The sequence below is a fragment of the Streptomyces liliifuscus genome, from assembly GCF_016598615.1.
GTDB classification, from domain to species: domain Bacteria; phylum Actinomycetota; class Actinomycetes; order Streptomycetales; family Streptomycetaceae; genus Streptomyces; species Streptomyces liliifuscus.
Genome location: NZ_CP066831.1, coordinates 1730725 through 1756380 on the forward strand (window position 1 = coordinate 1730725; position 25656 = coordinate 1756380).

20 protein-coding genes are annotated in these 25656 nt (G+C 70.6%); 6 read left to right on the forward strand and 14 right to left on the reverse strand.

Annotated elements, in window-relative coordinates; genetic code table 11:
* Positions 1-88: 88 nt before the first annotated feature.
* A complete protein-coding gene (lysX, locus tag JEQ17_RS07530; protein WP_200394482.1) occupies positions 89-3376 on the reverse strand; it encodes a bifunctional lysylphosphatidylglycerol synthetase/lysine--tRNA ligase LysX in 3288 nt (1095 codons plus the stop codon).
* Between the two features lie 102 nt (positions 3377-3478).
* Here lysX and JEQ17_RS07535 point away from each other — a divergent pair, with 102 nt between their 5' ends.
* Positions 3479-3940, forward strand: a complete 462-nt coding sequence (locus tag JEQ17_RS07535) for a universal stress protein (protein ID WP_200394483.1) — start codon at positions 3479-3481, stop codon at positions 3938-3940.
* Between the two features lie 55 nt (positions 3941-3995).
* Here the strand turns inward: JEQ17_RS07535 and JEQ17_RS07540 are convergent, their stop codons facing one another.
* The gene (locus JEQ17_RS07540; protein ID WP_200394484.1) at positions 3996-5168 is read right to left on the reverse strand and encodes a CapA family protein; all 1173 of its coding nucleotides are present in this window, start codon (positions 5166-5168) and stop codon (positions 3996-3998) included.
* A gap of 286 nt (positions 5169-5454) precedes the next feature.
* On the opposite strand from JEQ17_RS07540, the gene JEQ17_RS07545 reads away from it, so the two are divergent.
* The 3 genes from JEQ17_RS07545 (at position 5455) to JEQ17_RS07555 (ending at position 7518) form a co-directional block, all read left to right on the forward strand.
* Complete coding sequence (locus JEQ17_RS07545) at positions 5455-6000, forward strand: sigma-70 family RNA polymerase sigma factor (RefSeq protein WP_200394485.1); 546 nt, start codon at positions 5455-5457, stop codon at positions 5998-6000.
* A 135-nt stretch (positions 6001-6135) separates the two neighbouring features.
* Entirely contained in the window at positions 6136-6651 is a 516-nt protein-coding gene (locus tag JEQ17_RS07550; RefSeq protein ID WP_200394486.1) for a hypothetical protein, read from the forward strand.
* A gap of 195 nt (positions 6652-6846) precedes the next feature.
* Complete coding sequence (locus JEQ17_RS07555) at positions 6847-7518, forward strand: anti-sigma factor family protein (protein WP_200394487.1); 672 nt, start codon at positions 6847-6849, stop codon at positions 7516-7518.
* Between the two features lie 61 nt (positions 7519-7579).
* On the opposite strand, the gene JEQ17_RS07560 is transcribed toward JEQ17_RS07555, so the two are convergent.
* The 3 genes from JEQ17_RS07560 to JEQ17_RS07570 form a co-directional block, all read right to left on the reverse strand.
* The gene (locus tag JEQ17_RS07560; RefSeq protein WP_200394488.1) at positions 7580-8443 is read right to left on the reverse strand and encodes an Fpg/Nei family DNA glycosylase; all 864 of its coding nucleotides are present in this window, start codon (positions 8441-8443) and stop codon (positions 7580-7582) included.
* Positions 8444-8546: 103 nt separating this feature from the next.
* Positions 8547-10622 carry a SpoIIE family protein phosphatase gene (locus JEQ17_RS07565; protein ID WP_200394489.1) on the reverse strand — a complete coding sequence of 692 codons (2076 nt, stop codon included), beginning with the start codon at positions 10620-10622 and terminating at the stop codon, positions 8547-8549.
* A 99-nt stretch (positions 10623-10721) separates the two neighbouring features.
* Positions 10722-12014: a DUF6777 domain-containing protein gene (locus tag JEQ17_RS07570; RefSeq protein ID WP_234048114.1), complete on the reverse strand. Its 1293-nt coding sequence runs from the start codon at positions 12012-12014 to the stop codon at positions 10722-10724.
* A gap of 79 nt (positions 12015-12093) precedes the next feature.
* Between JEQ17_RS07570 and JEQ17_RS07575 the strand changes: the two genes are divergently transcribed.
* Entirely contained in the window at positions 12094-13515 is a 1422-nt protein-coding gene (locus JEQ17_RS07575; RefSeq protein ID WP_200394490.1) for a lipase maturation factor family protein, read from the forward strand.
* Between the two features lie 20 nt (positions 13516-13535).
* On the opposite strand, the gene JEQ17_RS07580 is transcribed toward JEQ17_RS07575, so the two are convergent.
* From JEQ17_RS07580 to JEQ17_RS07615, 8 genes are all read right to left on the reverse strand, one after another.
* Positions 13536-14402, reverse strand: coding sequence for an amidohydrolase family protein (locus JEQ17_RS07580; protein WP_200394491.1), 867 nt, complete (start codon positions 14400-14402; stop codon positions 13536-13538).
* Positions 14387-14701, reverse strand: coding sequence for an L-rhamnose mutarotase (locus JEQ17_RS07585; protein WP_200394492.1), 315 nt, complete (start codon positions 14699-14701; stop codon positions 14387-14389). The genes JEQ17_RS07580 and JEQ17_RS07585 overlap by 16 nt, the downstream gene beginning before the upstream one ends.
* The gene (locus tag JEQ17_RS07590) at positions 14698-15720 is read right to left on the reverse strand and encodes an aldo/keto reductase (protein ID WP_200401364.1); all 1023 of its coding nucleotides are present in this window, start codon (positions 15718-15720) and stop codon (positions 14698-14700) included. Before JEQ17_RS07590 ends, JEQ17_RS07585 begins: the two co-directional genes overlap by 4 nt.
* Before the next feature lie 20 nt (positions 15721-15740).
* Positions 15741-16496 carry an SDR family NAD(P)-dependent oxidoreductase gene (locus JEQ17_RS07595; protein WP_200394493.1) on the reverse strand — a complete coding sequence of 252 codons (756 nt, stop codon included), beginning with the start codon at positions 16494-16496 and terminating at the stop codon, positions 15741-15743.
* A complete protein-coding gene (locus JEQ17_RS07600; protein ID WP_200394494.1) occupies positions 16493-17842 on the reverse strand; it encodes an L-fuconate dehydratase in 1350 nt (449 codons plus the stop codon). The genes JEQ17_RS07595 and JEQ17_RS07600 overlap by 4 nt, the downstream gene beginning before the upstream one ends.
* An 83-nt stretch (positions 17843-17925) precedes the next feature.
* Complete coding sequence (locus JEQ17_RS07605) at positions 17926-18963, reverse strand: ABC transporter permease (protein WP_200394495.1); 1038 nt, start codon at positions 18961-18963, stop codon at positions 17926-17928.
* Entirely contained in the window at positions 18956-20458 is a 1503-nt protein-coding gene (locus JEQ17_RS07610; RefSeq protein WP_200394496.1) for a sugar ABC transporter ATP-binding protein, read from the reverse strand. Before JEQ17_RS07610 ends, JEQ17_RS07605 begins: the two co-directional genes overlap by 8 nt.
* Positions 20455-21540 carry a sugar ABC transporter substrate-binding protein gene (locus tag JEQ17_RS07615; RefSeq protein ID WP_200394497.1) on the reverse strand — a complete coding sequence of 362 codons (1086 nt, stop codon included), beginning with the start codon at positions 21538-21540 and terminating at the stop codon, positions 20455-20457. The genes JEQ17_RS07610 and JEQ17_RS07615 overlap by 4 nt, the downstream gene beginning before the upstream one ends.
* Positions 21541-21706: 166 nt before the next feature.
* Between JEQ17_RS07615 and JEQ17_RS07620 the strand changes: the two genes are divergently transcribed.
* Positions 21707-22429 (forward strand): FadR/GntR family transcriptional regulator, encoded by a 723-nt coding sequence (locus tag JEQ17_RS07620; RefSeq protein ID WP_200394498.1) that lies wholly within the window; start codon positions 21707-21709, stop codon positions 22427-22429.
* Positions 22430-22610: 181 nt separating this feature from the next.
* Here the strand turns inward: JEQ17_RS07620 and JEQ17_RS07625 are convergent, their stop codons facing one another.
* Positions 22611-25628, reverse strand: a complete 3018-nt coding sequence (locus tag JEQ17_RS07625; protein ID WP_200394499.1) for an alpha-mannosidase — start codon at positions 25626-25628, stop codon at positions 22611-22613.
* Positions 25629-25656: the final 28 nt, after the last annotated feature.

Consider the following 25656-nt stretch of genomic DNA (forward strand, 5'->3'; position numbering starts at 1 on the left):
CCCGGCCGACGTGCGGCGCAGCACATGTCCACCGGTGCGGACGCACGAAAGCACCCGTTGAGAGCAGCTCCCGGGGGCCGGGAACGGTTCAGCGGCGGCGTACGAGCGGGAAGGGCAGCGTCTCTCGGATGGTGAGCCCGGTGAGGAACATGACGAGCCGGTCGACGCCGATGCCGAGCCCTCCGGTGGGCGGCATGGCGTACTCCAGGGCGTCGAGGAAGTCCTCGTCCAGCTCCATCGCCTCCGGGTCTCCCCCGGCGGCGAGCAGCGACTGCGCGGTGAGACGCCGGCGCTGCTCGACGGGGTCGGTCAACTCGGAGTACGCCGTGCCCAGCTCGGTGCCGAAGGCGACGAGGTCCCAGCGCTCGGCGAGCCGCGGGTCCACGCGGTGCTGGCGGGTGAGCGGGGAGACGTCGGTCGGGAAGTCCTTGTAGAAGGTCGGCAGCTGCGTCTTCTCCTCCACCAGGCGTTCGTACATTTCGAGGACGACATCGCCGCGGCCGTGTTCGGCGGTGTACGGGACGCCCGCCCGGTCGCACAGCGGGTGCAGGGACTCCAGGGGCGTGTCGGCGTCGATCTCCTCCCCCAGTGCCTCGGAGATCGCCCCGTAGACCGTCCGGACGGGCCAGAGCCCGGAGATGTCGTACTCGGTGCCGTCCTTGCGGGCGATCGGCGCACCGAAGGCGGCTGTCGCCGCGCCCTGGATCAGTTCGCGGGTGAGGTCGAGCATCACGTCGTAGTCGGCGAAGGCCTGGTAGGCCTCCAGCATCGTGAACTCGGGGTTGTGCTTGTAGGAGACGCCCTCGTTGCGGAAGGTGCGGCCCATCTCGAAGACCTTCTCCATGCCGCCGACGCACAGCCGCTTCAGATACAGCTCGGGTGCGATCCGCAGATAGAGGTCGAGGTCGTAGGCGTTGATGTGGGTGTGGAAGGGCCGGGCGTTGGCGCCGCCGTGGATCTGCTGGAGCATCGGCGTCTCGACCTCCAGATAGCCGCGCTCCAGCAGGCCCTGGCGCAGGGCCTGGACGGCGGTGGACCTGGCGCGTACGACGTCCCGGGCGTCCGGGCTCGCGACCAGGTCGAGGTAGCGGCGGCGCACCTTGGCCTCGGGGTCGGCGAGGCCGCGCCGCTTGTCCGGCAGGGGGCGCAGGCATTTGCCGATGAGCTGCCAGGAGGTGACGAAGACCGTGGGCTGCCCCTTGTCGCTCACCCCCGTCAGGCCGGTGACGGTGACGTGGTCGCCGATGTCCACGTCCTTGCGGAACCGGTCGAGGGCGGGGCCGGCGTCCTTCCGGGTGAGGGCGAGCTGGAAGTCGCCGGACCAGTCGCGCAGGACGGCGAAGAGGATCCCGCCGAAGTCGCGTACGAGCATGACGCGGCCCGCGACGGTCACGTGCTGCCCCTCGCGGACCTCGGCGAGGGTGTGGGTGCGGGGCGGGATGCCGACCGGGTAGGCGTCGATGCCGTCGGCGCGGAGCCGGTCGAGTTTGCGGTGCCGGATGCGGACCTGCTCGGGCAGTCCCGCGGTCGGATCGGCGGCCTCGGCCTCGTCCCCTCCGTCGAGGCCGAGCGCCGACAGCGACGGCAGGCCCTCGGTGCTCGCCGGTTTCGGCCCGCCCTTCGCGTGCCCCCTGCCCCAGAGCGTGCGCAGCGACGGTACGGAGACAAAGCCCTCCGCGATGCCGGAGGCCAGACCGATCCGGGCGAGGGCGGCGGTGTCTCCGTAGCAGATGAAGCGCGGATACCACTCGGGGTGGTACTTGGCGTTGGACCGGTAGAGGGCCTCCAGCTGCCACCACTTGGAGAAGAACAGCAGCAGTCGGCGCCAGAGTCTGAGGACCGGTCCGGCGCCGATGCGGGCGCCCTCCTCGAAGACCGAGCGGAACACGGCGAAGTTCAGCGAGATCCTGCGCACACCGAGCTTCCCGGCGACCGCGCACAGCTCGGCGACCATGAACTCCATGACGCCGTTGGGCGCGCTGCGGTCCCGGCGCATCAGGTCGAGCGAGACGCCGTCGCGGCCCCAGGGCACGAGGGAGAGCAGCGCCAGCAGCCTGCCGTCGGAGTCGAGCGCCTCGACGAGGAGGCAGTCGCCGTCCTCGGGGTCGCCGAGCCGGTCCAGGGCCATGGAGAAGCCGCGCTCGGTCTCGGTGTCCCGCCAGGCGTCCGCCCTGTCGACGATCGCCTCCATCTCCTCGTCGGTGAGGGTGGAGTGTCTGCGGACGCGGCAGGTGGCGCCGGTGCGGCGGACGCGGCCCACGGCCTGTCGGGCGACCCGCATGTCGCGGCCGTCGAGGTCGAAGCCGGCGACGTGCAGGATCGCCTCGTCGCCGAGTTGGAGGGCGCCGAGCCCGGAGCGCGCGTAGGCCTTCGCGCCGTCCTCGGAGGCGCCCATGACGGCGGGGGCCCAGGCGTAGCGGCGGGCCACGTCGAGCCAGGCGCCGATGGCGTGCTGCCAGGCCTCGCGGTCGCCGACGGGGTCGCCGCTGGCGAGACACACCCCGGCCTCGACGCGGTAGGTGACGGCGGCCTTGCCGCTGGGCGAGAAGACGACGGCCTTGTCGCGGCGGGTGGCGAAGTATCCGAGCGAGTCGTCCGCCCCGTACGCCTTCAGCAGGGCGCGGATGCGGCGCTCCTCGTCGCCGTGCAGGGCCGCCTCCATGCGTTGGGAGCGGAAGAGGGTGGCGGCCGCGTTCAGCAGGGCGAGCGCGCCGAACAGGCCGAGGAAGAAGAACAGCGGACGGGGCGGCCGACCGTCGAAGGCGCCGCCCGAGATCAGTCCGCCGCAGACCCGGTCGGCGGCCCACAGCAGCCGCTGGCCGCGCGGCAGTGTGCCGGGGAAGAGCTCGACGAGCCCCCAGCCGACGAGGATCGCGACGGCCAGCCCTGCGAACAGCACGCCGAGGGCCCGGCGCACCGCGGCTCTGCGCGAGTCCGCGTAGAACTCCCGGCGGGCCACGATCAGCAGACCCAGGGCCAGCGCGCAGACGACGAGCGAGGGGACGGAGTCGGCGTACTGGCCCATCGCGGTGCCCAGCACGTCGACGAGGACCAGCAGTCCGAGGTAGACGACTACCAGCCACCAGGCGATCTTCTTGCGGGCCGCGATGGCGGCGGCGAGGAGGAACAGGAAGACGGCGTACGCGAGGTTCGCGCTGACCGGGACCACGACCAGGTTCAGCACGTGGACGACCGGGCGCAGCAGCCTGCGCAGTGGCGGGACGAAGGCCAGCACGAGACAGAGCAGGCCGAGGGCGGCGAAGAAGACCGCGAATCCCTCGGGCACCTTGCTGAGGAGACCGTCCCGCGACGGGCGTATCGGCCCTGTCGTGTCCTTCGGGTCCCTCGGGGCTTGCGCCCGGACGCCGGCACTCATGCTCTCGACTGTAGGAAGGGCGGGGCCCGGCCGCCTGTCGAGCGCGCCCGTGCGCGATCCCGGGCGGCTGCGGGAGCGGGCTGTTCCGATAGCCTCTGCGCCGTGACGGAACAGCACCCCCACCAGTTCGAACGGGGCACCGACGGGCCCAAGGTCATCGTGGTCGGCGTGGACGGCTCCGACTCGTCCCTGCGCGCCGCCGCCTACGCGGCGGGGCTGGCCCGGCGCCAGCGGGCGCTGCTCGCTCTGGTGTACATCCAGCCGGTGATGGCGGCCGGTGCCGCGCTCGGGGTTCCGGTCGCGGAGACGACCGACCAGATCGCCGAGGAGCTGGTCCGGGAGATCCGGGACGCGACCGAGCAGGTCAAGGGCATATTCGATGTGCGCTGGGAGTTCCACACCTTCCGCGGCGACCCGTACAACGGGCTCGTCTCGGCGGCGGACCAGCTGAAGGCGGACGCCGTCGTGGTGGGCGCCTCCGAGCAGGCGGGCCACCGGATCGTCGGTTCCGTCGCGATCCGCCTGGTGAAGGCGGGGCGGTGGCCGGTGACGGTGGTGCCGTAGAGCTCGCGCGGCCCGTGGAGCACCTGCGAGACACCTCAACGCGCCCCGACACTGCCTACTGCGCCGGTTTCGCCATGACGAGGCCGTCCTCGGCCGCGCCCCGGCTGAGTACGACGCGGCGGATCCGGTCGCGTACGGCGCTCACGTCGGCTCCTTGGCCGAGCGCGCTGTTGAGGTCGATCACTCGGCCCGTGTCCACGTCGAACCACTGGGGTACGAATTCGGCCTTCTCGACCCGCCAGCGGTCGCCGGACCTCTCCGGCGGGGCGAAGGTGAAGCGGCCGATCGTGCTCTCGTTGCCGCGGGGGTCCTGGGCCCCGCCGTGGTTGGTCATCCTGCCGGCGATCTGGTCGACCATCCCGTAGATCACCCAGGTGCCGTTGACCTTCTCGTACGCCTGGGGGACGTGGGCGTGGGTGCCGAGGATCAGGTCGATGTCGGGACGGCCGTCCGTGCGGGCCCCGGTGAGCCGCTTGCTCAGGGTCAGCTGCCTGGTGTCGGGCTCGTCCTGCCATTCGGTGCCCCAGTGCAGGGACACGACCACGACGTCGGCGCCCGCCTTCCGGGCGGCCCGGGCGTCCGTGACGATCCGGTCGGGGTCGATGAGGTTGACGGCCCAGGGTGCGCCGGCCGGGAGCGGGAAGCCGTTCGTGCCGTAGGTGTACGCGAGGTGGGCGACCTTGGCAGTGCCCGTCTGCATGATCGTCGGCGCGCTCGCCTCGGCGGCACTGCGGGCGGATCCGGCGTGCCGCACCCCGGCCCGGTCGAGCGCGTCGAGGGTGCGGTGGATACCGGCGGCGCCGTCGTCCAGGGTGTGGTTGGAGGCGGTCGAGCAGGCGTCGTAGCCGGTCGCGGCGAGGCCCTCGGCCACCTGCGGCGGGGATTTGAAGGTGGGGTAGCCGGTGTAGTGGCCGTCGGCTCCGTAGACCGTCTCCATGTGACAGATCGCCAGGTCGGCCCGGGCCACGACGGGTTTGACCCCCGACAGCATGGGGCGGAAGTCGTAGCCGTAACCGCCCGCGTCGGCCTGCGCCCGGTCGATGATCGAGCTGTGCGGGAGGACGTCACCGGAGGCGACGAGGGTGAAGCTCTGCGCCGAGGCTCCGCCACCGACCGGGCTCCCCCGGCGGTTCGGCCCGTCCTGCCCTTGACAGCTCGCGACAACTGCGGCGCAGCACAGGACCGCGAGGACCGTTGTCGCCTGTCGGGTGCGCAGTGTCCTCGCCATTCTCGGCCTCGCTCCCATGCGGCTCAATACCGCTCAATGCGGTCTGATTTAAGTACGAACCGATATGTATCCGGATAAGCGTGCCGATGGGAGTCCAGAAGGCGCCACTGTCACTGACCCGAACGGGGTTCCAGGACGGGGCCATTGGGGCGAACCGAGATGCGGAGGCGGAGCCTTCCGTCCCGGTTGACCGTTCGTCGTACCGTTCGTCGACGGGTTCGACCGTCTGCCGACGAGCCGTGTCCGTGGCCTGTCCCGGCGGGTCGCCCTGCGCTGGCATACGGCCATGACGGCCGCCACGACCATGACCAGCAGGACGACCGCCGAGCACGAGCTGGCCGAATTGCAGCGGGAGCACGGCGCACCGCTCTTCGCCCTGATGCTGAGGCTCTCCGACGGAGACCGCCAACGTGCCGAGGATCTGGTGCAGGAGACGTTCGTACGCGCCTGGCAGCATCCCGAGGCGCTGCGAGCCGACGACTTCGACTCCGTACGGCCCTGGCTGCTGACGGTCGGCCGGCGGCTTGCCATAGACGCGCGACGGGCCCGTCAGGCGCGGCCCGCCGAGGTCGGGGACGCCGTGCTGGAGAGTGCGCGGGTCGCGGCCGATCACGCGGAACGCTCCGTGGCGACCCTCGATGTGCGGGAGGCTGTGAAGACACTCACTCCCGAGCACCGTGAAGTCCTGGTGCAGGTGTATTTCCGGGGGGCGAGTGTGGCGGAGGCCGCCGAGGCCCTGGGGATTCCGCCCGGTACCGTGAAATCTCGCGCGTACTACGCGCTGCGCGCCCTGCGCCGGGTTCTTCCGGGATACGCGGCCGACCTGCGGTGAAACCGGAGGCTAGGTCAAGCCTCCGTAAAGCGCCTTGCCGAGGACCATGGTTGAGCAATCAGCTGTCTTCATCCGTGTTCCGGACTGGGGCCCGGGGTCGGGCGACGCGCACGCACCGGAGGAAGGCAGGAAGGGATGCTGCACAGAGGTCAAGAGAGCACGGACGGCGCGGGCGGTGGTGAACTCACCGTCCCCATGGCGTGGTTGTACGCCGAGTACATCGCCGACGAACTGCTGCGGACGGGCGACCTGATGCCGCCCACGTCCTTCGAGTTCCGCGCCGGGCGCGACGCCCTGGCGCTCACCATCTTCCTGTCGGACACGAGCGGTGAGCTCTCCGGCATCCGGGTCGTCACACAGCTGGAGACGTGGCTGTCGCTGACGGCGTACGACCAGCCGTGGCAGGACTGGGTGCGGGAGCGCATGGCCGGGCTCGCCGCCGAGGCGATCGACGCGGGTGGTCCCGCGCCGGACCTGGACCTGGCGACGGCGGCCTGGCGCTGGCTGGAGGAGACCGAGCTGCTCGCGCCCGACCTGGACGCGGTGCCGGGCGGCGGTCCCGTCATCGGAGAGGACGACGGCCCGAAGGTCTGGACACCCGCCTGGCAGCTGGGGCTGCCACTGGGGCACCTGGCGATCCATCTTTTCTGAGCGATTTTCCGACACACTTCCGTCCCCAACTACCCTGACCAGTTTTTTCTGAACCTCGACCAATCCGCAGGCCCGTCCGCTCCGAATCTCTTGGTTCGTTTCCTACGGGACTTGAGTGATTCGGCGGTCTCCTGCGTACCGGTGGGCAAGCAACTACTCCCCGCACACACACCCCATCGGCACCGAGGATTTGGTATGAGGTCGCTGGAACGCCACCGCGACGTCGGCGCATATGCGCTCGGCGTGCTGGACGAGGCGGATGCCTTCCGCTTCGAGGACCACCTCACGGAGTGTCCCCAGTGTGCGGTTCAGATACATGAACTGGCAGCCACCACACGGTCGTTGCGGGCTTACGCCCAGGCGACACCACGTGCGGTGCATCCCATGACGCAGGCCGGGCCGGCCCTGCTGGACCGGCTCCTGGACGATGTCGTCGCGACACGCCGCAGCGGGCGCAGGCGCTGGCTGTACGCGGTCGCCGCGGCCGTGGTCTTCGCCGTGGGCGGCCCCGCGGTCGCGGTCTTCACCGGGGACGAGTCCTCCGGCGGCCAGACGGTCGCGGCGACCGACCCGTCGTCGGGCGTATGGGCCGAGGTCACCACCCTGAACCGTGCCTGGGGCAGCGAAGTGGACCTGAAGGTCAAGAACGCGCCGAGTCTCCTGCGCTGCGAACTCGTCGCCATCGGCCGCGACGACTCGGAGCAGGTCGTACTCAGCTGGACCGTGCCCGAGAAGACCGGCGAGACCGCCGAGGGCCAGCCGTCCGAGCCCATGCAGGGCGCGGCGGCGATGCACCCCGGCGAGGTCGTCCGGTACGAGGTGCGCAACCCGGACGGGAAGGCCCTGGTGACACTCAAGGCCCCCTGAGACAGCGGCGCCCGACGGCCCCGAGACGGGTGCCCGACGGCTGGTCAGGGCCCTCGGCCGGCTACTTCAGGAACTTGGACATCCTGCGGTCCGCGAGGGGCTTGCCGTCCGTCTGGCAGGTCGGGCAGTACTGGAGGGACGAGTCACTGAAGGAGACCTCGCGGATGGTGTCGCCACAGACCGGGCAGGCCTCTCCGGTGCGACCGTGGACGCGCAGGCCGCTCTTCTTCTCGGCCTTCAGCCGGCCCGCGGCGAGTCCGTGGGAGCGCTCGACGGCGTCGGCGAGGGTCGTCCGCAGGGCCTCGTACAGCCGCCCTGTCTCCTTGGGCGTCAGGGCCGAGGCGAGCTTGAAGGGCGACATCTTCGCGGCGTGCAGGATCTCGTCGCTGTAGGCGTTCCCCACTCCCGCGATCAGGCTCTGGTCGCGCAGGGCACCCTTCAGCTGGCGCCGCTCGCCGTGCAGGAGCTTCGCGAAACGGACCTCGTCGAAGTCGTCGGCCAGCGGGTCAGGGCCGAGTCTGGCGACACCCGGGACCTCACCCGGATCCCGTACGACATACACGGCCAGCCGCTTCTGGGTGCCCGCCTCGGTGAGGTCGAAGCCCTCGCCGGTCTCCAGGGCGACGCGCATCGCGAGAGGGCCCTTGCCGGGCCGTGGCGGCCCGTCCGGGAGCCGGTCCTTCCAGTGCAGCCACCCCGCACGCGCCAGATGCGTCACGAAGCGCGGCCCGCCGTCCGTCTCCAGGTCCAGAAACTTCCCGTGCCGGTGCACGGCCACGAGCTCCCGCCCTTCGAGGGCGCTCAGCGGCGGCTCGTACGTCTTCAGCACGCTGATCGCCACGGGCAACACCCGCACGATCTCGTGACCGACCAGATGATCGACCAGGAAGTCTTTCAACGCTTCGACCTCGGGAAGCTCCGGCATGAAACCCAGGGTGCCACCCCCGCCCCGTCAGGGGCGCGGGGAACCGCGCGACAAGCCCCCACAACCCGCAGGCCACAACGCCCCCACAAGCCCCTGGCCCCACTCACTCCCGGTCGGGCACCAGGAACTCGCACCACACACACTTGCCACCACCCCTCGCCTCCACCCCCCACACATCCGCGAGCCGGTCCACCAGCAGCAGCCCTCTCCCGGAAACCCCGGACTCCCCCGCCTCCCGCCGCCGCGGCAACGCGCTGGACGCGTCCTCGACCTCCACACGGAGCCGCCGGTCGAGTCCGGTGAGGACACGCAACGTCACGATGGCGGAGCCCTCCGTGTGCATCAGGGCGTTGGTGATCAGCTCGTCCGCGATCAGCTCGATCTCGTCGGCCCTCTCACCCGCGCCCCAGGCGCGTACGGCCGCACGGATCATGTGCCGCGCCTCGGCGAGCGCCTCGGGGTCGCCGGGCCCGACGTGCTGCTGGAGCCGGCCTCCGGGGCGCTGCGCGTCGAGGCCCAGGCGCCGCATCAGGAGGAGCGCCACGTCGTCCTCGCCGCCGCGTTCCTCGGCCACGTCGATGAGCCGGTCCGCGAGGTCGCGCACGTCGTCGGGGCCGGTGGAGATGAGCGCGCGCAGGGTCTGCATGCCGTCGTCGAGGTCGATCCCGGGCTGTTCGACGAGGCCGTCGGTGCACAGCAGCAGGGTCTGGCCGGGGTCGAGTTCGAGGGTGTTGACCGGGTATTCGAGGCGTCCGAACAGGGCGGACAGGCCGAGTGGCAGGCCTCCTTCGACGGGCAGTCTGCGGCAGCTGCCGTCGGTGTCACGGACGAGCGGGTCGATGTGGCCGGCCCGGACGACCTGCATCACACCGGTGGTCAGATCGACCTCCGCGTACAGGCAGGTCGCGAAGCGCTCGGTGTCGAGTTCGTGCAGGAAGACGGAGGCGCGGGCCATGACGGTGGCCGGGGTGTGGCCCTCGGCCGCGTAGGCGCGCAGGACGATGCGCAGCTGGCCCATGACGGCGGCCGCGTGCGTGTCGTGGCCCTGGACGTCACCGATGACGGCCCCGACGCGGCCGCCGGGCAGCGGGATCACGTCGTACCAGTCGCCGCCGATGTCCCGCCCCAGGGAGCCGGAGCGGTAGCGGACCGCGATGTCCGCGCCGGGGACGCTGGGGATGGAGCGCGGCAGCATGGCCTGCTGGAGGCCCTGGGCGAGGTCCTTCTCCTGCTCGTAGAACATGGCCCGCTGGAGGCTCTGCGCGATGCTGCTGCCGAGCGCGACCAGGACGTTGCGGTCCTCCGACGAGAAGCCGTGCCGGTCGTTGTAGAGCAGCCCTATGGCACCGATGGGTCTGGCCTGGGCGATGAGCGGCAGATAGGCGGCCGAGGTGATCTCAAGACCGGTGATGTGGGGCCAGAGCAGCGGGTACCGCTCGGCGAACTCCTCGGGCGACTCGATGAAGCGCGGGGCGAGCGTGCGCACGGCCTCGCTCATCGGGTACTGCTCGTCGATACGGGTGACCAGCGTGCCCGGTACGAAGCTGCCCTCGGGGCCCTCGGCGACCAGCCGGATGCGGCCGGCCTCGACCAGGCCCATGACGAGGCTCTTGGCACCCAGGTGGGTGACCCCGTGGGTGTCCTTGAGGACGTCGATGACGTCCTGGACGGTGTGGGCGTGCGCGAGTGCCGCGGTGGTGATCTGCACGACGTTCGTCTGCTGGCGGCGGGCCTTGTCCTGGGCGGCCTGCTCGCGGCGGGCCTCGGCCTCGCCGAGTTCCTCCGTGGCGTCGCGGACGATGCCGATGATGCGGCGCGGGCGGCCCGTCTCGTCGCGCCTGATGTAGCCCTGGGTGTGGGTCCAGCGCAGGGTGCCGTCACGGCGGCGGACCCGGAAGTACGCCCCGTAGTTCTCGCTTCCGTCCTTGATGGCCTGGGAGACGTGGGCGTCGAGGCGGCGGCCCTCGGTCGGTGGCACCCGGGTGCTCAGTGATTCGGGGCGGCCGTCGTACTCGTCGGGGCGCACGTCGAAGATCTCGTGGGCCAGGGCATCCATCTGAAACGTTCCGGCGTCCAGGTCCCAGTCGAAGCTGCCCATGTGGTTGAGCGCCAGGATCGGGTCCGGGTGGGCGGGCCAGTCGTCCGGGAGTGACAGGGCGCTCGCTCCCCGATCAACCATGGGCCCACCTTGCCAGGATTTGGGCGATTCTTCGACCCGTGGGACGCCCCCGGGAACCGCTCGGCCGACGGATGTACGGCAGGTTGCGCACGACCGCGCCTAGCCGGGAATCAGGCCGCCGCCGTCGGGCAGGTCGGGGCCTTCCGGGACGGTGTCGGGTCCGGCCTCGCTCTCCGGGGAGTCGGCCGGGGAGTCGTCCAGTGGCGGTTCGGGCTGTTCGACGGTGGGCTCGTCGGGGACGTCCGTGTCGGGCTGCGTGCCCGTCTCCGTCCCGTCCGGGGGTGACACCAGGTCGTCGGAGGGGTCGGGGGTGGCCGTCTCGGTGACCGTGGGGCAGTCGGAGGGGTCCGGGGAGGTGGTGTCCGTGGAGTCGTCCGTCGGAGTGGCCTCGGCGGTGCCGGGGGTGACGGTCACGGTCGGTGTCACACAGTCGCTCGCGGACTCGTCGGCGCTTTCCGAGGAACTCTCCGACGAGGACCCGTCGGGCGACGACCCGTCCGGAGACGACTTGTCCGGCGCCGGGGAGGATCCGTCCGGGCGCGGGCTGTGCGGGTCGACGACGGGCGCGGGCACGATACGGTCCTCGTCTCCGTCGTGGTCGCCGATCCTCCGCTCGATCCAGGTGTTGTTCTGGATGTTGATGATCGTGATGTTGACGATCACCCGCGGGGCCGGAGTGACGACGACGACCTGGGTGGGCTCGTAGCCGGACCACGGGCGACCGTGGTGCCCGGGGCTTCCCTGGAGGGCGACCGGCGGCTTGAGGGGGTTCCCGCAGGCGCAGCGCACGCGTGGTACGCCCCGGTTGTCGACGAGGACGGCGGTGCCCGCCTGGAGGACTGCCTGGTACTCGGTGGCGCGTCCGTCCCGGAAGCCGTGGTTCGTGACTCTGGTGTCGGCCCGCAGTACGACCGAGGTCAGGCCCCGCAGGTAGTCGGGGATGCCTGCCTGGGCGATGCCGGCGGCCTGGGCGAAGGCGCGCGCCTTGACCTGGTCGGCGGTGAGGAAGCGGATCTGCCGGTCGACGTCACAGCTGCCGACGCGCCGGGTGCCGCCGTAGAGGCCCGGTGTGCCGCCGGAGACGGACCGGACGCCCTCCGTCGTGGCGCTGCCGGTCGGGGCCGTGGACCGGGGCGTACGGGTGACGGGTGGCGGGGTCGCGGTCGTGGTGGCCGTGGAGTCGGTGAAGGGGTCCGGGCCCTGGGCGGCGACCGGCTGGAGGAAGACCTCTCCGCCGGAGGTGGCGGAGTCGGACGCCTTGTCCCCGTCGCCGCCGCAGCCCCCGGTGAGGAGCGCGGCGGACAGCGCGCAGGCCGTGACGAGGGTTCTGGTGGGTATGCGCACCACGTTCTCCCGTCCGTCCCGGTCCACTCCGGGCAATATGTCCACCATTGTCTGCGTCGGTCCCGGGAACCCCGCAAGCCGGAGAGAGTCACACAGCGTCACAATGGAAGGGAAGGGAGCGGGCTCCGTGGAGTGGTTCACAGCCCCCGAGTACTGGATGAGCCGACTGGTCCTCCAGAAGGCTCTGGCGGTGATCTATCTCGTCGCGTTCCTGGGCGCGGCGCTGCAGTTCCGTGCGCTGACCGGCGAGCGCGGGATGCTGCCGGTGCCCCGGTTCGTGGCGCGGGTGCCGTTCCGGCAGGCGCCGAGCGTGTTCCATCTCCACTACTCCGACCGCTTCTTCGCGGCCTGGGCGTGGACCGGCTGTGCGGTGTCGGTGGCGCTGATCGCCGGGCTGGACGGTCAACTGCCGCTCTGGGGCGGCATGCTGCTCTGGCTGGTGCCGTGGGTCCTGTATCTGTCGATCGTGAACGTCGGCCAGACCTGGTACTCGTTCGGCTGGGAGTCCCTGCTCCTGGAGACCGGCTTCCTCGCGGTCTTCCTGGGCAACGACGAGGTCGCCCCGCCGGTGGTGGTGCTCTTCCTGCTGCGCTGGATCCTGTTCCGCGTCGAGTTCGGGGCGGGGCTGATCAAGATGCGCGGCGACGAGTGCTGGCGCAAGCTGACCTGTCTCTACCACCACCACGAGACCCAGCCGATGCCGGGCCCGCTGAGCTGGTTCTTCCACCATCTGCCGAAGCCGCTGCACCGGGTCGAGGTGGCCGCCAACCACTTCACCCAACTCGTCGTGCCCGTGCTGCTGTTCACCCCTCAGCCCGTCGCCACGGCCGCCGCGGCCCTGATGATCCTCACCCAGCTGTGGCTGATCCTGTCCGGCAACTTCTCCTGGCTGAACTGGATCACGATCGTGCTGGCCCTGTCGGCACTGGAGCTGCCCGGCACGGCCCCGGACGTCCCCGCCGCCCCGCTCTGGTACAAGGTCGTGGTCTTCGCGGTCGCCGCGCTGCTCGTGACGCTGAGCTACCACCCGGTCCGCAACATGATCTCCCGCCGCCAGGTCATGAACCGCTCCTTCGACCCCCTCCATCTGGTCAACACCTACGGGGCGTTCGGCAGCGTCAGCCGCGTCCGGTACGAGGTGGTGGTCGAGGGCACGGCCGACGCCGGACCCCACGAGGACTCCGACTGGCGGGAGTACGAGTTCAAGGGCAAGCCCGGCGATCCGAGGCACTGGCCGCGTCAGTTCGCCCCGTACCACTTGCGGCTCGACTGGATGATGTGGTTCGCCGCGCTCTCCCCCGCCTACGCCGGATCGTGGTTCGGCGCCCTGGTGGAGCGGCTCCTGGAGAACGACCGGGACACGCTCCGGCTGCTGCGCCGCTCCCCGTTCCCACTGGACGCACCGCCCCGGTACGTCCGCGCCCGCCTCTTCCGCTACCGGTACACGACCTGGCAGGAACTGCGGGAGACGGGCGCCTGCTGGGAGCGGACGTACGTACGAGAATTCCTACCGCCGACGCGGCTGGACTCGGTGGCTCATAAGTCGTAGAAGTGGGTCGGCACTGTGCTTCAGAGACCGTAGACGCGGGTCGCGGTGTCCGCGAAGATCTCCTCCTGTTCGCTCTCGCTGAGTTTCCCGGTCAACTGACCCGCGATGTCGGCCACTTCGGTGTACGAGGCGACGAGGGTGCACACCGGCCAGTCGGAGCCGAACATGAGCCGGCCGGGCCCGAAGGCTTCCAGCACGGTGTCCGAGTAGCGGGTCAGGTCGCCCACCCTCCAGCCCTTCGGGTCAGCCTCCGTGACCATTCCGGAGAGCTTGCAGACGGTGTTCGGCTGGGCGGCCAGCGCGTGGATGCCGGTGGCCCAGGGTTCCGGCTCGCCCGCGGCGATCGGGGGTTTGCCCAAGTGGTCCAGGACGAAGGTGAGTTCGGGGTGGCGCTCGGCCGCCCTCGCGCAGGCCGGAAGTTGGTGCGGGAGGACCACCAGGTCGTAGACCAGGCCGGCTTCGGCGACCGCCGCCAGTCCACGGCGTACGTCCTCGCGCAGGAGCCATTCGGGGTCCGGCTCGCCCTGGACCTGGTGGCGGATGCCCTTGAGGTGGCGGCCGCCCGGCAGTTCGCGCAGCCGGGCCAGTTCGTCGGTCACGTCGGGGCTGGTGAGGTCGGTCCAGCCGACGACTCCGCCGATCAGGTCGTGTGCCTCCGCGAGGGCCAGGAACTCGGGGGTCTCCTCCGCCACCGTGACCGTCTGCACCAGGACGGTCCGGGAGACTCCGACGGCACGCGCCTCCGGTTCCAGGTCCTCGACGGTGAAGTTCCTTCTGAGGGGCGCCAGTTCGGGTCCGGTGATCCAGTCCTGGTCCCGTACGGAGAGGTCCCAGACGTGATGGTGGGCGTCGACTGCGCCCGTGCGTACGGTCACGGCAGCTCCCATACGACCGGCAGTTCCGCCTGCGAGCCCTCGGCCGAGTAGTCGTGGACCACGTCGAGGAGTTCCGCCATCCGGGCCTGCCAGGCGATGTTGACCGGCAGTTGCTCCAGTTCTGCGAGGAGTCGCGGGTAGTCCTCGCACTCCAGGACGTGGAAGAGGTCGGTACCGCTGCGCCAGATCGTCCAGGAGGAGGCTCCGGCGGCGCGGATCGCGTCCGTCAGTTTCTCGGGGACCTCGCGGTGGGCGGCGTCGTACTCGGCGACGCGGTCGGCGCGGACCTTGGTGTGCAGGGCCACTCTCATGACGGCTCCTTCGGCTCCTTCGGCTCCTTCGGCTTCGACGCCTTCTCGCCGGGCACGGGGGCGTCGGCGGGCAGGAGGTCCGCCTCCCGCACCTCCTGCCAGAAGGCCGCGGGCACCGGCGCCTCGAACTGCTCGGCGCAGTCGCGGACTTCGTGCGGCGACCTGGCTCCCACCAGGACGCCCGCGACGGCCGGATGGGCGGCGCAGAAGGCCAGGGCGGCGGCGCGCAGGGTGGTGCCGTGCCGGTCGGCCATGGCGTTGAGCGCGAGGGCACGGTCCAGCACCTCGGGCTGTGCGGCGGTGTAGTTGTACGTCGCTCCGGGCCTCGGGTCGGCCAGCAGACCGGAGTTGAAGGCGCCGCCGATCACCACCGAGGTCCCGCGCTCCTGCGCGGCCGGCAGCAGGTCGGTCAGCGCGCCCTGGTCGAGGAGGGTGTAGCGCCCGGCGCACAGCACCACGTCGACATCGGTGTCGACGATGAAGCGGGTGAGCATCTCGGCCTGGTTCATGCCCGCGCCGATCGCGCCCACCACGCCCTCCGAGCGGAGCTTCTCCAGCGCCGGATAGCCCTCCCGGAAGGCCTGTTCGGCGTGGTCGTCCGGGTCGTGGAGGTAGACGACGTCCACCCGGTCGAGGCCGAGCCGTTCCAGGCTGGCGTCCAGGCTGCGGCGTACGCCGTCCGCGCTGAAGTCCCATACGCGGCGGTGTGTGGCGGGCACGGCGAAGCCGTTGGCGAGGTCGTCGCCGCCCGCGTCGCCGGGCTCCAGGCGGCGGCCCACCTTGGTCGAGATCGTGTACGCCGAACGGGGGTGCTCGCGCAGGGCGGCGCCCAGGCGGCGTTCGGAGAGGCCGATGCCGTAGTGGGGCGCGGTGTCGAAGTACCTGATGCCCTCGTCCCAGGCGGCGCCCACGGTCTCCTGCGCCTGCTCGTCCGGGACCTCCGTGAAGAGGTTGCCGATACCGGCGGCGCCGAGGGCGAGGGCGGTGATCTCGACTTCGCTGCGGCCGAGCCTGTTCACGGGCTCGCTCACCGACCCGCTCACTGGCCCGCCGGGCGCAGTCGCAGCCCCTGCATCCCGCCGTCGACGGCGAGGGCGGTGCCGGTGGTGGCGCCGGACAGCGGGCTCGCCAAGTAGGCGACGGCGCCCGCGACTTCGGACGCGGTGACGAGGCGGCCGGTGGGCTGGCGGGCCTCCAGGGCGGCCCGTTCGGCGGCGGGGTCCGTCGCGGCGTCGAGGAGGCGGCCGACCCAGGGGGTGTCGACGGTGCCGGGGTTCACGCAGTTGACGCGGATGCCCTCGCGGACGTGGTCGGCGGCCATGGCCAGGGTCAGCGACAGGACGGCACCCTTGGACGCGGAGTACAGGGCGCGCTGCGGGAGACCCGCGGTGGCCGCGATGGAGCAGGTGTTCACGATGGCGGCCCGCGAGGACTTCCGCAGGTGCGGCAGGGCCGCCCGGGCGGTGCGGACCATGCCGACGACGTTGACGTCCAGCACGCGGTGCCAGACCTCGTCGTCGTTGTCCTCGACGGTGCCCTGGGCGCCGATGCCCGCGTTGTTGATCAGCACGTCGAGACCGCCCAGGTCGGCGATCGCGGCGGCGACGGCACGGCGTACGGAGTCGTCGTCGGTGACGTCCGCCTGGTAACCCAGCAGGGGCTTCTCGACGCTCGTGGGATCCAGGTCGAGGACGGCGACCTGGGCGCCGCGGGAGGCGAGGAGTTCCGCGGTGGCCCGGCCGATGCCGGAGGCACCGCCCGTCACCAGGGCCTTGAGGCCCTCGAAGTCGCTCATGCCGCCTGCTCCTTCTGCCGGTCGAGGTCGGCGGCCCAGAAGGTGCCGCCGGGGAACGTGAACTCCGCGATGGACTCCGGCCGCATGGTCGCCGAGAAGCCCGGTGAGGTGGGTGCCATGTAGTGACCCTCTCTGATCACCACCGGGTCGAGGAAGTGGGCGTGCAGATGGTCGACGTATTCGATCACGCGGTCCTCGGTCGTGCCGGACAGTGCCACGTAGTCGAACATCGAGAGGTGCTGGACCAGTTCGCACAGGCCGACGCCGCCGGCGTGCGGGCAGACCGGGACGCCGAACTTGGCCGCGAGAAGCAGGATCGCGAGGTTCTCGTTGACGCCCCCGACACGGGCCGCGTCGATCTGCAGGACGTCGATGGCGCCCGCCTGGAGCAGCTGCTTGAAGATGATCCGGTTCTGTACGTGCTCGCCGGTGGCGACCTTGACCGGGGCGATCGCCTTGCGGATCGTGGCGTGGCCGAGGACGTCGTCGGGGCTGGTGGGCTCCTCGATCCAGTACGGGTCGAACTCGGCGAGTGCCTTGGTCCACTCGATGGCCTCGTCGACGTTCCAGCGCTGGTTGGCGTCGATGGCGATGCGGATGTCGGGGCCGACGACGGAACGGGCCACGCGGCAGCGGCGTACGTCGTCCGCGAGGTCCGCGCCGACCTTCAGCTTGATCTGGGTGAAGCCGTCGGCGACGGCCTGGCGGGCCAGCCGGGTGAGCTTCTCGTCGGAGTAGCCGAGCCAGCCGGGCGAGGTGGTGTAGCCGGGGAAGCCGCGCTCCTTGAGCAGCGCGGCGCGTTCGGTCGCGCCCTCCCGGCCCTGGGCCAGCAGGCCGAGGGCGTCCTCGGGGGTGAGGACGTCCGCGATGTAGCGGAAGTCCACCTGGGACACGAGCCATTCGGGTGTGGCGTCGGCGAGCAGCTGCCAGAGCGGCTTCTCGGCGCGCTTGGCGGCAAGGTCCCAGACGGCGTTGACGACGGCGCCGATCGCCATGTGCATCACGCCCTTCTCGGGCCCGAGCCACCGCAGTTGGCTGTCCCCGATCAGGTCCCGGCTCAACGCGCCGGGATCCGCGCACAGTTCGTCCACCGGCCGGCCCAGAATGTGCGGGCGCAGCGCCTCGATCGCGGCGACCTGGACATCGTTGCCCCGCCCGATGGTGAAGGTGAACCCGTGTCCCTCCAGGCCGTCGGCCGTGTCGTCGCTGCCTGTGCGCAGCACGACGTACGCGGCCGAGTAGTCGGGATCCGGGTTCATCGCGTCGGAGCCGTCGAGCTCACGCGAGGTGGGGAAGCGGATGTCGTAGGTGTCGACCGCGGTGATGCGGGCGGCAGATGAGGACACAGAAATACCTTTCGATCGAGCCCCTTCAGGGGCGCGGGGAACTGCGCGGCCAGCCACAGCGCACCCGCAGGTGCACACCACGCTCAGTCCTGCGCCCGGCCGGTGGTCACCCGAGCGATCATCAACGCGACCAGGATGATCCCTCCATAAATGGCTTGGATCCAGAAGGACGGCACCTGTGCAAGAGTCAGCAGGTTCTGCACAACCCCAAGAAGGAGGACGCCCGTAAGTGCGCCGAACATCGTGCCCTTGCCGCCGTCGAGGCTGATGCCGCCGATGACCGCGGCCGCGAACACCGTGAAGATCATGTTCTGGCCCTGGTTGGCGTTGATCGCGCCGACATAGCCGGTCTGCATCAGCCCGCCGACCGCGGCGAGCGTCCCGGCGACGACGAACACGCCGAGCATCACGCGCTCGACACGGATGCCGGCCGCGCGCGCCGCGTCCGCGTTGCCGCCGATCGCGTACAGGGCACGCCCCAGGCGGTGGTACTTGAGGAAGAACCCGGCGATGCCGAAGGCCGCCGCCGCCAGCCACACCGAGATCGGCACGGTCAGGAAGGTGGTGGTGGCCAGTGTGTAGAAGGCGTCGGGCATCCCGAACAGCGTCTTGCCCTCGGTCGCGCCGACCAGCAGACCGCGCAGGATGATCAGCATCGCCAGCGTCACGATGAACGCGTTGAGCTTGAGCTTCACCACGAGGATGCCGTTGAAGCCGCCGATGATCGCGCCCACGACGAGGATCGCGAGCAGGGCGACTCCGGCGGGCAGTTCGGTGCCCCAGCCCGACTGTGCGGCGGGCAGCAGCAACAGCGCGCCGACGGCGGGCGCGATGCCGACGACCGACTCCAGCGACAGGTCGAACTTGCCGGTGATGAGCACGAGCGACTCGGCTAGGACCACCATCGCGAGGGCCGCCGAGGCGCCCAGGATGGAGATCAGGTTCTGCTCGGTGAGGAAGGCGTCGTTGACGAACGCACCGAGCACGAGCAGCAGCAACAGGGCCGGTACGAGGGCGAGTTCGCGTGCCCTGCGCAGGAGTACGGCCTTGGCGTCGGCCTTGCTCTTCAGCGGCCGTAGGGGGGTGGAGGCCGAGGCCGACGGGGCCTTCGTGTCAGCCATGGTGGTCCACTCCTTCGATGGAGGCGATCAGCTCGTGGTCGCGCCAGCCCGCCGGGTGCTCGGCGACGACGCGGCCGTGGAAGAGGACGAGGACGCGGTCGCAGCGGCGCAGGTCGTCGAGTTCGTCGGAGACGACGAGCACGGCGGTGCCGTCGTCACGGGCCGAGTCCATGCGGGAGAGCAGGGACTCCTTGGACTTCACGTCGACGCCCGCGGTGGGGTTGATCAGGACCAGCAGCCGAGGATCGGAGGCGAGGGCCCGGGCCATGACGACCTTCTGGGCGTTGCCACCGGAGAGGTCGGACACCGGCTGGTCGGGCCCCTGGGTGTGGATGTCGAGGCGGTCGATCAGCTCGTCGGCGAAGCCCCGCTTGCGGTCGGTGCCGACGAAGCCGTACCGGCCGAGGCGGTCCAGGACGCTCATCGTGGCGTTGTCACCGACGGTCATGCCGAAGACGAGACCCTGCCCGTGCCGGTCGCGCGGTACGCAGCCGACACCGGCGCGCAGGGCGGCCGTCACATCGCCGAACGGCAGCTGCCTGCCCTCCAGTTGGGCAGTGCCACCGGTCGGGGTGTGCAGTCCCGCGAAGGACTCGGCCAGCTCGATCTTGCCGCTGCCACTGGATCCGGCGAGACCGACGACCTCACCACCGCGCACGGTGAGGTCGATGCCCTCGTACGAATCCGACGTGAGCCCGTGTGCTTCCAGGACGACGGGCGCGCCGGCGTCCACGTCGCCACGGGCGGCCTTCTCCTCCACGGCGGCGATGGACTCCCCCGCCATGGCCTCGACCAGGGCCGCCCGCGGCAGCTCGGCCACCGGGGCCGTGGTGATCCAGCGGGCGTCGCGCAGGACCGTCACGGTCTGGCACACCTCGTACACCTCCTGGAGGTGGTGCGAGATGAACAGGAACGTGACGCCGGACTCCTGGAGCGCGCGCATGCGGGTGAAGAGGCGCTCGATCTCCCGGTTGTCGAGCTGGGCGGTCGGTTCGTCGAGGACGATGAACCGGGCGCCGAAGCTCAACGCCCGGGCGATCTCCACCATTTGGCGGTCCTCGACCTTGAGGTCGGCGGTCCGCGCGTCCGGGTCGACGTGGACGTCCCAGGTGTCGAGGACCTCGGCGGCCTCCGTCTTCAGGCGCCGCCAGCTGATGAAGCCGCCGCGGCCCTGCGGCTGCCGGTTGATGAAGAGGTTCTCGGCGACCGTCAGCTCGGGGACCACGGTGGGCTTCTGGTAGACGCAGGCCACCTTGCGCCGCCAGGCGTCCCGGTCGGTGAGGGCGGGCGCGGGCTCGCCGTCGAAGCTGACCGTGCCCTCGTCGGGGGCCTGGAGGCCGGTGAGTACGGTGACGAGGGTGGACTTGCCCGCGCCGTTGCGGCCGACGAGGGCATGGGACTCGCCCGCGTGCACGGTCAGCTGTCCGTCGGCGAGGGCGACCGTGGGGCCGTACCGCTTGGCTATGCCCCGCGCCTCAACGAGTGGTGTGCTCATTTGACCGTGTTGCCCCACAGCTCGGGGTCGTCGACGTTCTCCTTGGTCACCAGCGGCGCGGGCAGCTGGTCCTCGAGGATGCCGCTGGGCAGCTTGACGATCTCGGAGTCGTGGTCGGTCGGACCCGGCTTGAAGGTCTTCCCCTCCATCGCCGCCTTGATGTAGTACATGCCGTACTTGGCGTAGAGGTCGGCCGGCTGCGAGACGGTGGCGTCGATCTGGCCCTTGCGGATCGCGTCGTACTCCTGCGGGATGCCGTCGTTCGAGACGATCGTGATGTGGCCCTTCTCGCCGGTCTTCTTCAGCAGCCCCTTGGACTTCAGGGTCTGCAGCGTGGGCGCGAGATAGACGCCGCCCGCCTGCATGTAGATGCCCTTGATGTCCGGGTTGGCGTTGAGGAGCGTGTCCAGCTTGGAGGCCGCGGTGTCGGACTCCCACTTGGCGGGGATCTCCAGGACCTTCAGCTTCGGGAACTTCTCCTTGACGCAGGCCCGGAAGGCCTCGGAGCGGTCCCGGCCGTTGACCGAGGCCAGGTCGCCCATGATCTGCACGACCTTGCCGGAGGGGATCTGCTTGCCGAGGTACTCGCAGGCCTTCTCCCCGTACGCGACGTTGTTGGCGCGTACGACCATCGCGACCTTGCCCTTCTCGGGCGCCACGTCCACGGCGACCACGGGCACGCCCTTGCGCTCGGCCTGGTCGAGGCCGGCGGAGATCGCGGCGCTGTCCAGGGGGGCCACGACGAGGCCCTTCACACCCTGGTTGAGCTGGTTGTTGATGTCCGTGATCTGCTGCGACGGGTCGCTGTTCGAGTTCACGGTCTTGAGGGCGTCGACGTCCTCGGTCTTCGCCATCTTGGGTACGTAGTCGTTGTACGACTGCCAGAACGGCGAGGTCAGCAGGGGCAGGATCACCCCGACCTTGCCGCTGCCGTCGCCTCCGCCGTCGCCCTTGGAGGCGACGTTGTCCTTGGTGCTGCCGCATGCCGCGAGTACGAGCGTGGCGCAGGCGGCCACGGCCGCCGCACGTATCGCCCGTGAGGTGTTTCGACCGTTCCGGTACCGCACAGTTCTGCCGGCCATGTATCGGCTCCTCGTTGAGCGTGATCGAGCAGGTGCCACGCATATTTATCAGACCACTTCCCCCTGACAACACCCCTGGACCGCATTTTTCCCTGGTTTTCATACGTAGTGGTCCGACCACCTGAGTGGTTAGACTGCGGCGCACCCGGCAACAGGAGGACATGGCGTGGACGAGAGCCTGCCCCAGGGGACGACGGCGGCCCCGCAGAAGGGGACCGTGACGCAGCGCGCGATCGACCAGATCAAGGCGATGATCGGCGAGGGCCGTCTGGAGCCGGGCGCGCGGCTGCCGACCGAGCGGGATCTGGCGTCACAGCTGGGCATCTCGCGCAGTTCGATGCGCGAGGCGATCCGGGCACTCACGGTCCTGGGCGTCCTGGAGGCCCGGCACGGGTCAGGGATCTACGTGACGCAGCTTGAGGCCGGGGATCTGCTGGAGACCTTCGGAGTGGTCGCGGACCTCTCCCGGGGGCCGCGGCTGGTCGAACTCCTCGAAGTGCGGCGCATCCTGGAGTCGACGGCGACCGCGCTCGCGGCCGCGCGGATCACCTCCGACCAACTGGCGGAGGTCGAGAAACACTTGACGGCCATGAACGCGACGGACGACCCGGAGGAGATCCTCTCCCACGACCTGGCGTTCCACCGGGCCATCGGGGTCGCCGCGGGCAACGACACGATGGCGGCCATCCTGGAGGGGCTGTCCTCGCGCACGTTTCGCGCCCGGGTGTGGCGCGGGTACCAGGAGGAGGGTGCGTTCGAGCGGACGCGGCGGGAGCATGCGGCGATCCATCGTGCGCTCGTCGCCCGCGATCCGGAAGCCGCCCGCGCGGCGGCGGCAGCGCATGTGGGTGAGGTGGAGCAGTGGTTGCGGACCCAGCTCCAGCCTTGAGGGCTGGAACCGGGTCCGACGTCGGGTCGGGGGGCGTCTGCGGGCCGGTGGGGGCTTGTCGCGCAGTTCCCCGCGCCCCTAAAGGCGAAAGACTGGGGCGCAGCCCCGTCTTTCAGGGGCGCGGGGAACTGCGCGAGCAACCACAACGCACCCGCGGCGCACCCTCAGCCCAAAAGGAACCTCACGCGCGCTTGAGTCGCAGTGTCACCAGCTCGAACGGGCGGAGTTTCAGGGTGAGTCGGCTCCCGTCCCGCTCCGGGGCGACCGCGTCGGCCAGGGGCCGTTCCAGCAGGTCCGTCACCGTGACGGACTCGACCTCGAAGCCCGCTGTGAGTGTGGCCCGGCTGCGGCCTCCGCGTGACTCGTGGAAGCGGACGATCACGTCACCGCTGCCGTCGTCGGCGAGCTTCACCGCGGTGACCACGACGGCGTCCTGAGCGACGGCCACCAGGGGCGCGACCTCGGAGACCCCGCCGACGACCTTGCGCTCGGGCAGGTTGATCCGCCAGCCCTCGCGCACCGCGTCGCCGATCCCGGCACCGGGCACCAGCGCGTGCCGGAAGCGGTGGACGCCCTGGTCGGTCTCGGGGTCGGGGAACCGCGGGGCGCGCAGCAGCGAGACACGGACCGTGGTGGTCGTACCACCGTCGTCGCGCACCGCCCGCGTCACGTCATGGCCGTACGTCGAGTCGTTGACAACCGCGACGCCCCAGCCGGGCTCCTCCATGTGGACGAACCGGTGGTTGCAGGCCTCGAACTTGGCGGCCTCCCATGACGTGTTGGTGTGCGTCGGCCGGAAGAAGTGCCCGAACTGCGTCTCGGACGCGTACCGCTCGGCGTGCACGTCGAGCGGGAAGGCCAGCTTCAGGAACTTCTCCGTCTCGTGCCAGTCGACCTCGGTGTCGATGTCGAGCCGCCACTCCCCCGGCGCGAGCGACAGCACCTGCGTGACCTTCGACGCCCCGAAGCCACGTACGATCCGGACCGAGACGCCGTCGTCACCGGGGGCGACCTCGTCGGCGTCGACCAGGTCGGTGACCGTGTTGCGGTAGAACTCGTCGACGTCCCAGGCGTCCCACATGTTGGGGAAGTCGGGGTGGATCTGGAGCAGGTTGGCCGCCCGGCCGGGCGCGAGGGTCTCGCGGTCCGCGGCGAGGTCGAACGCGGAGACCACGAGTCCGCGCTCGTCGATCTCGATCCGCAGCCGTCCGTTCTCCATCACGTAGCCGCCGTCCGTGCGGGGCACGAGCGTGCACTCGCCGCCGACAGCCGGGGTCCGTGCTCCGCCGGCGGGCACCCCGTCACGGGTGTGCGGCGCGGAGTTGAAGGCGAGGGCGGTCGTCCCCTCACCGGCCAGCGCGCGCTGGGCTGAGCCGATGATGCCGTTCAGCTCCTCGGCGACCGCCTCGTACGTCTTACGGGCCTCACGGTGGACCCACGCGATGGACGAGCCGGGCAGGATGTCGTGGAACTGGTGGAGCAGGACCGTCTTCCAGAGGCGGTCCAACTCCTCGTACGGATAAGAAAATTCGGTGCGTACGGCCGCAGTCGCCGCCCACAGCTCGGCCTCGCGCAGGAGGTGCTCGCTGCGGCGGTTGCCCTGCTTGGTCTTGGCCTGGCTGGTGAGCGTGGCGCGGTGCAGCTCCAGGTACAACTCACCGACCCACACGGGGGCGTTGGGGTATTCGGCCTCCGCCTTCTCGAAGAACTTCTCCGGGGTCTCCCAGACCACGGTCGCCGAGCCTTCGAGATCCCGGAGCCGGGCCGCCTTGGCGACCATCTCGCGGGTCGTGCCGCCGCCTCCGTCGCCCCAGCCGGTCGGCGCGAGGGAGTGCCGGGCGACGCCCTTGTCCTTGAAGTTCTTCGCCGCGTGGGCGATCTCGCTGCCCTTCATGGAGCAGTTGTACGTGTCGACGGGCGGGAAGTGCGTGAAGATCCGCGTGCCGTCGATGCCCTCCCACTGGAAGGTGTGGTGCGGGAACTTGTTGGTCTGGGACCACGAGATCTTCTGGGTGAGCAGCCACTTGGAGCCGGCCGCCTTGATGATCTGCGGCAGTCCGGCGGCGAAGCCGAAGGTGTCGGGCAGCCACGCCTCCTCGTTCTCGACGCCGAACTCGTCGAGGAAGAACCGCTTGCCGTGCACGAACTGACGGGCCATCGCCTCGGAGCCCGGCATGTTGGTGTCCGACTCGACCCACATACCGCCGGCCGGTACGAACCGCCCGTCGGCGACCGCCTTCTTCACCCGGGCCCACACCTCGGGCCGGTGCTCCTTCACCCAGGCCCACTGCTGGGCCTGCGACATGGCGAAGACGAAGTCCGGCTCGTCCTCGATCAGGGCGGTCATGTTGGAGGTGGTCCTGGCGACCTTGCGTACGGTCTCGCGCAGCGGCCACAGCCACGCCGAGTCGATGTGGGCGTGGCCGACGGCGCTGATGCGGTGGGCGGAGGGGACGGCGGGGGCGGCCAGCACCCCTTCGAGGTGCGAGCGGGCCGCGGCCGCCGTGCCGCCCACGTTCTGCAGGTCGACGGCGTCGAGGGCCTTCTCCACCGCCCGCAGGATGTCCCAGCGGCGCGCGGACTCCACCGGCAGCTCGGCCATCAGCTCGCCGAGCACCTCCAGGTCGATGACCAGCTGCCACACCGTCTCGTCGAGGACGGCGAGGTCCATCCGCTCCAGCTTGTACTGCGGTTCGCTGCCGGCCGTCTCCTTGTCGCCCAGCTGCGTGGGCCGGAAGGGGTGGTAGTCGAGGATGACGGGGTTGGACGCGGCCTCGATGTGCAGCCGCACCTCCTCGCCACCCTCGACGGGGGCGCCGATCCGTACCCACTGGTTGCGCGGGTTCAGGCCCTTCACCGGCGTGCCGTCGGGCCGGTAGACGAGGCCCTCGCACTGGAATCCGGGCATGTTCTCGTCGAAGCCGAGGTCGAGGATCGCCTCGACGGTCTTCCCGGCCCATTTTCCGGGCACGGTCCCGGTCACCCGGAACCAGCTGGTGCCCCACGGAGCACCCCACCGCGCGCCCGCCTCGATCGGTTCGACCGGGGCGGACAGCCCTTCGTCGACCGGCACGGGCTCGCCGGGCGCGTGCCACACCGCCACTTCCAGTGGTACCGACTCGGGGTACACGGCGGGTCGTATGCGCTCGTCGAGCACACGCTTGAGGCGGGCTTCGACCAGGCTGCGGTCGTCATGCATGTGAGGTGCTCCGTAACTCCGTTGTGCG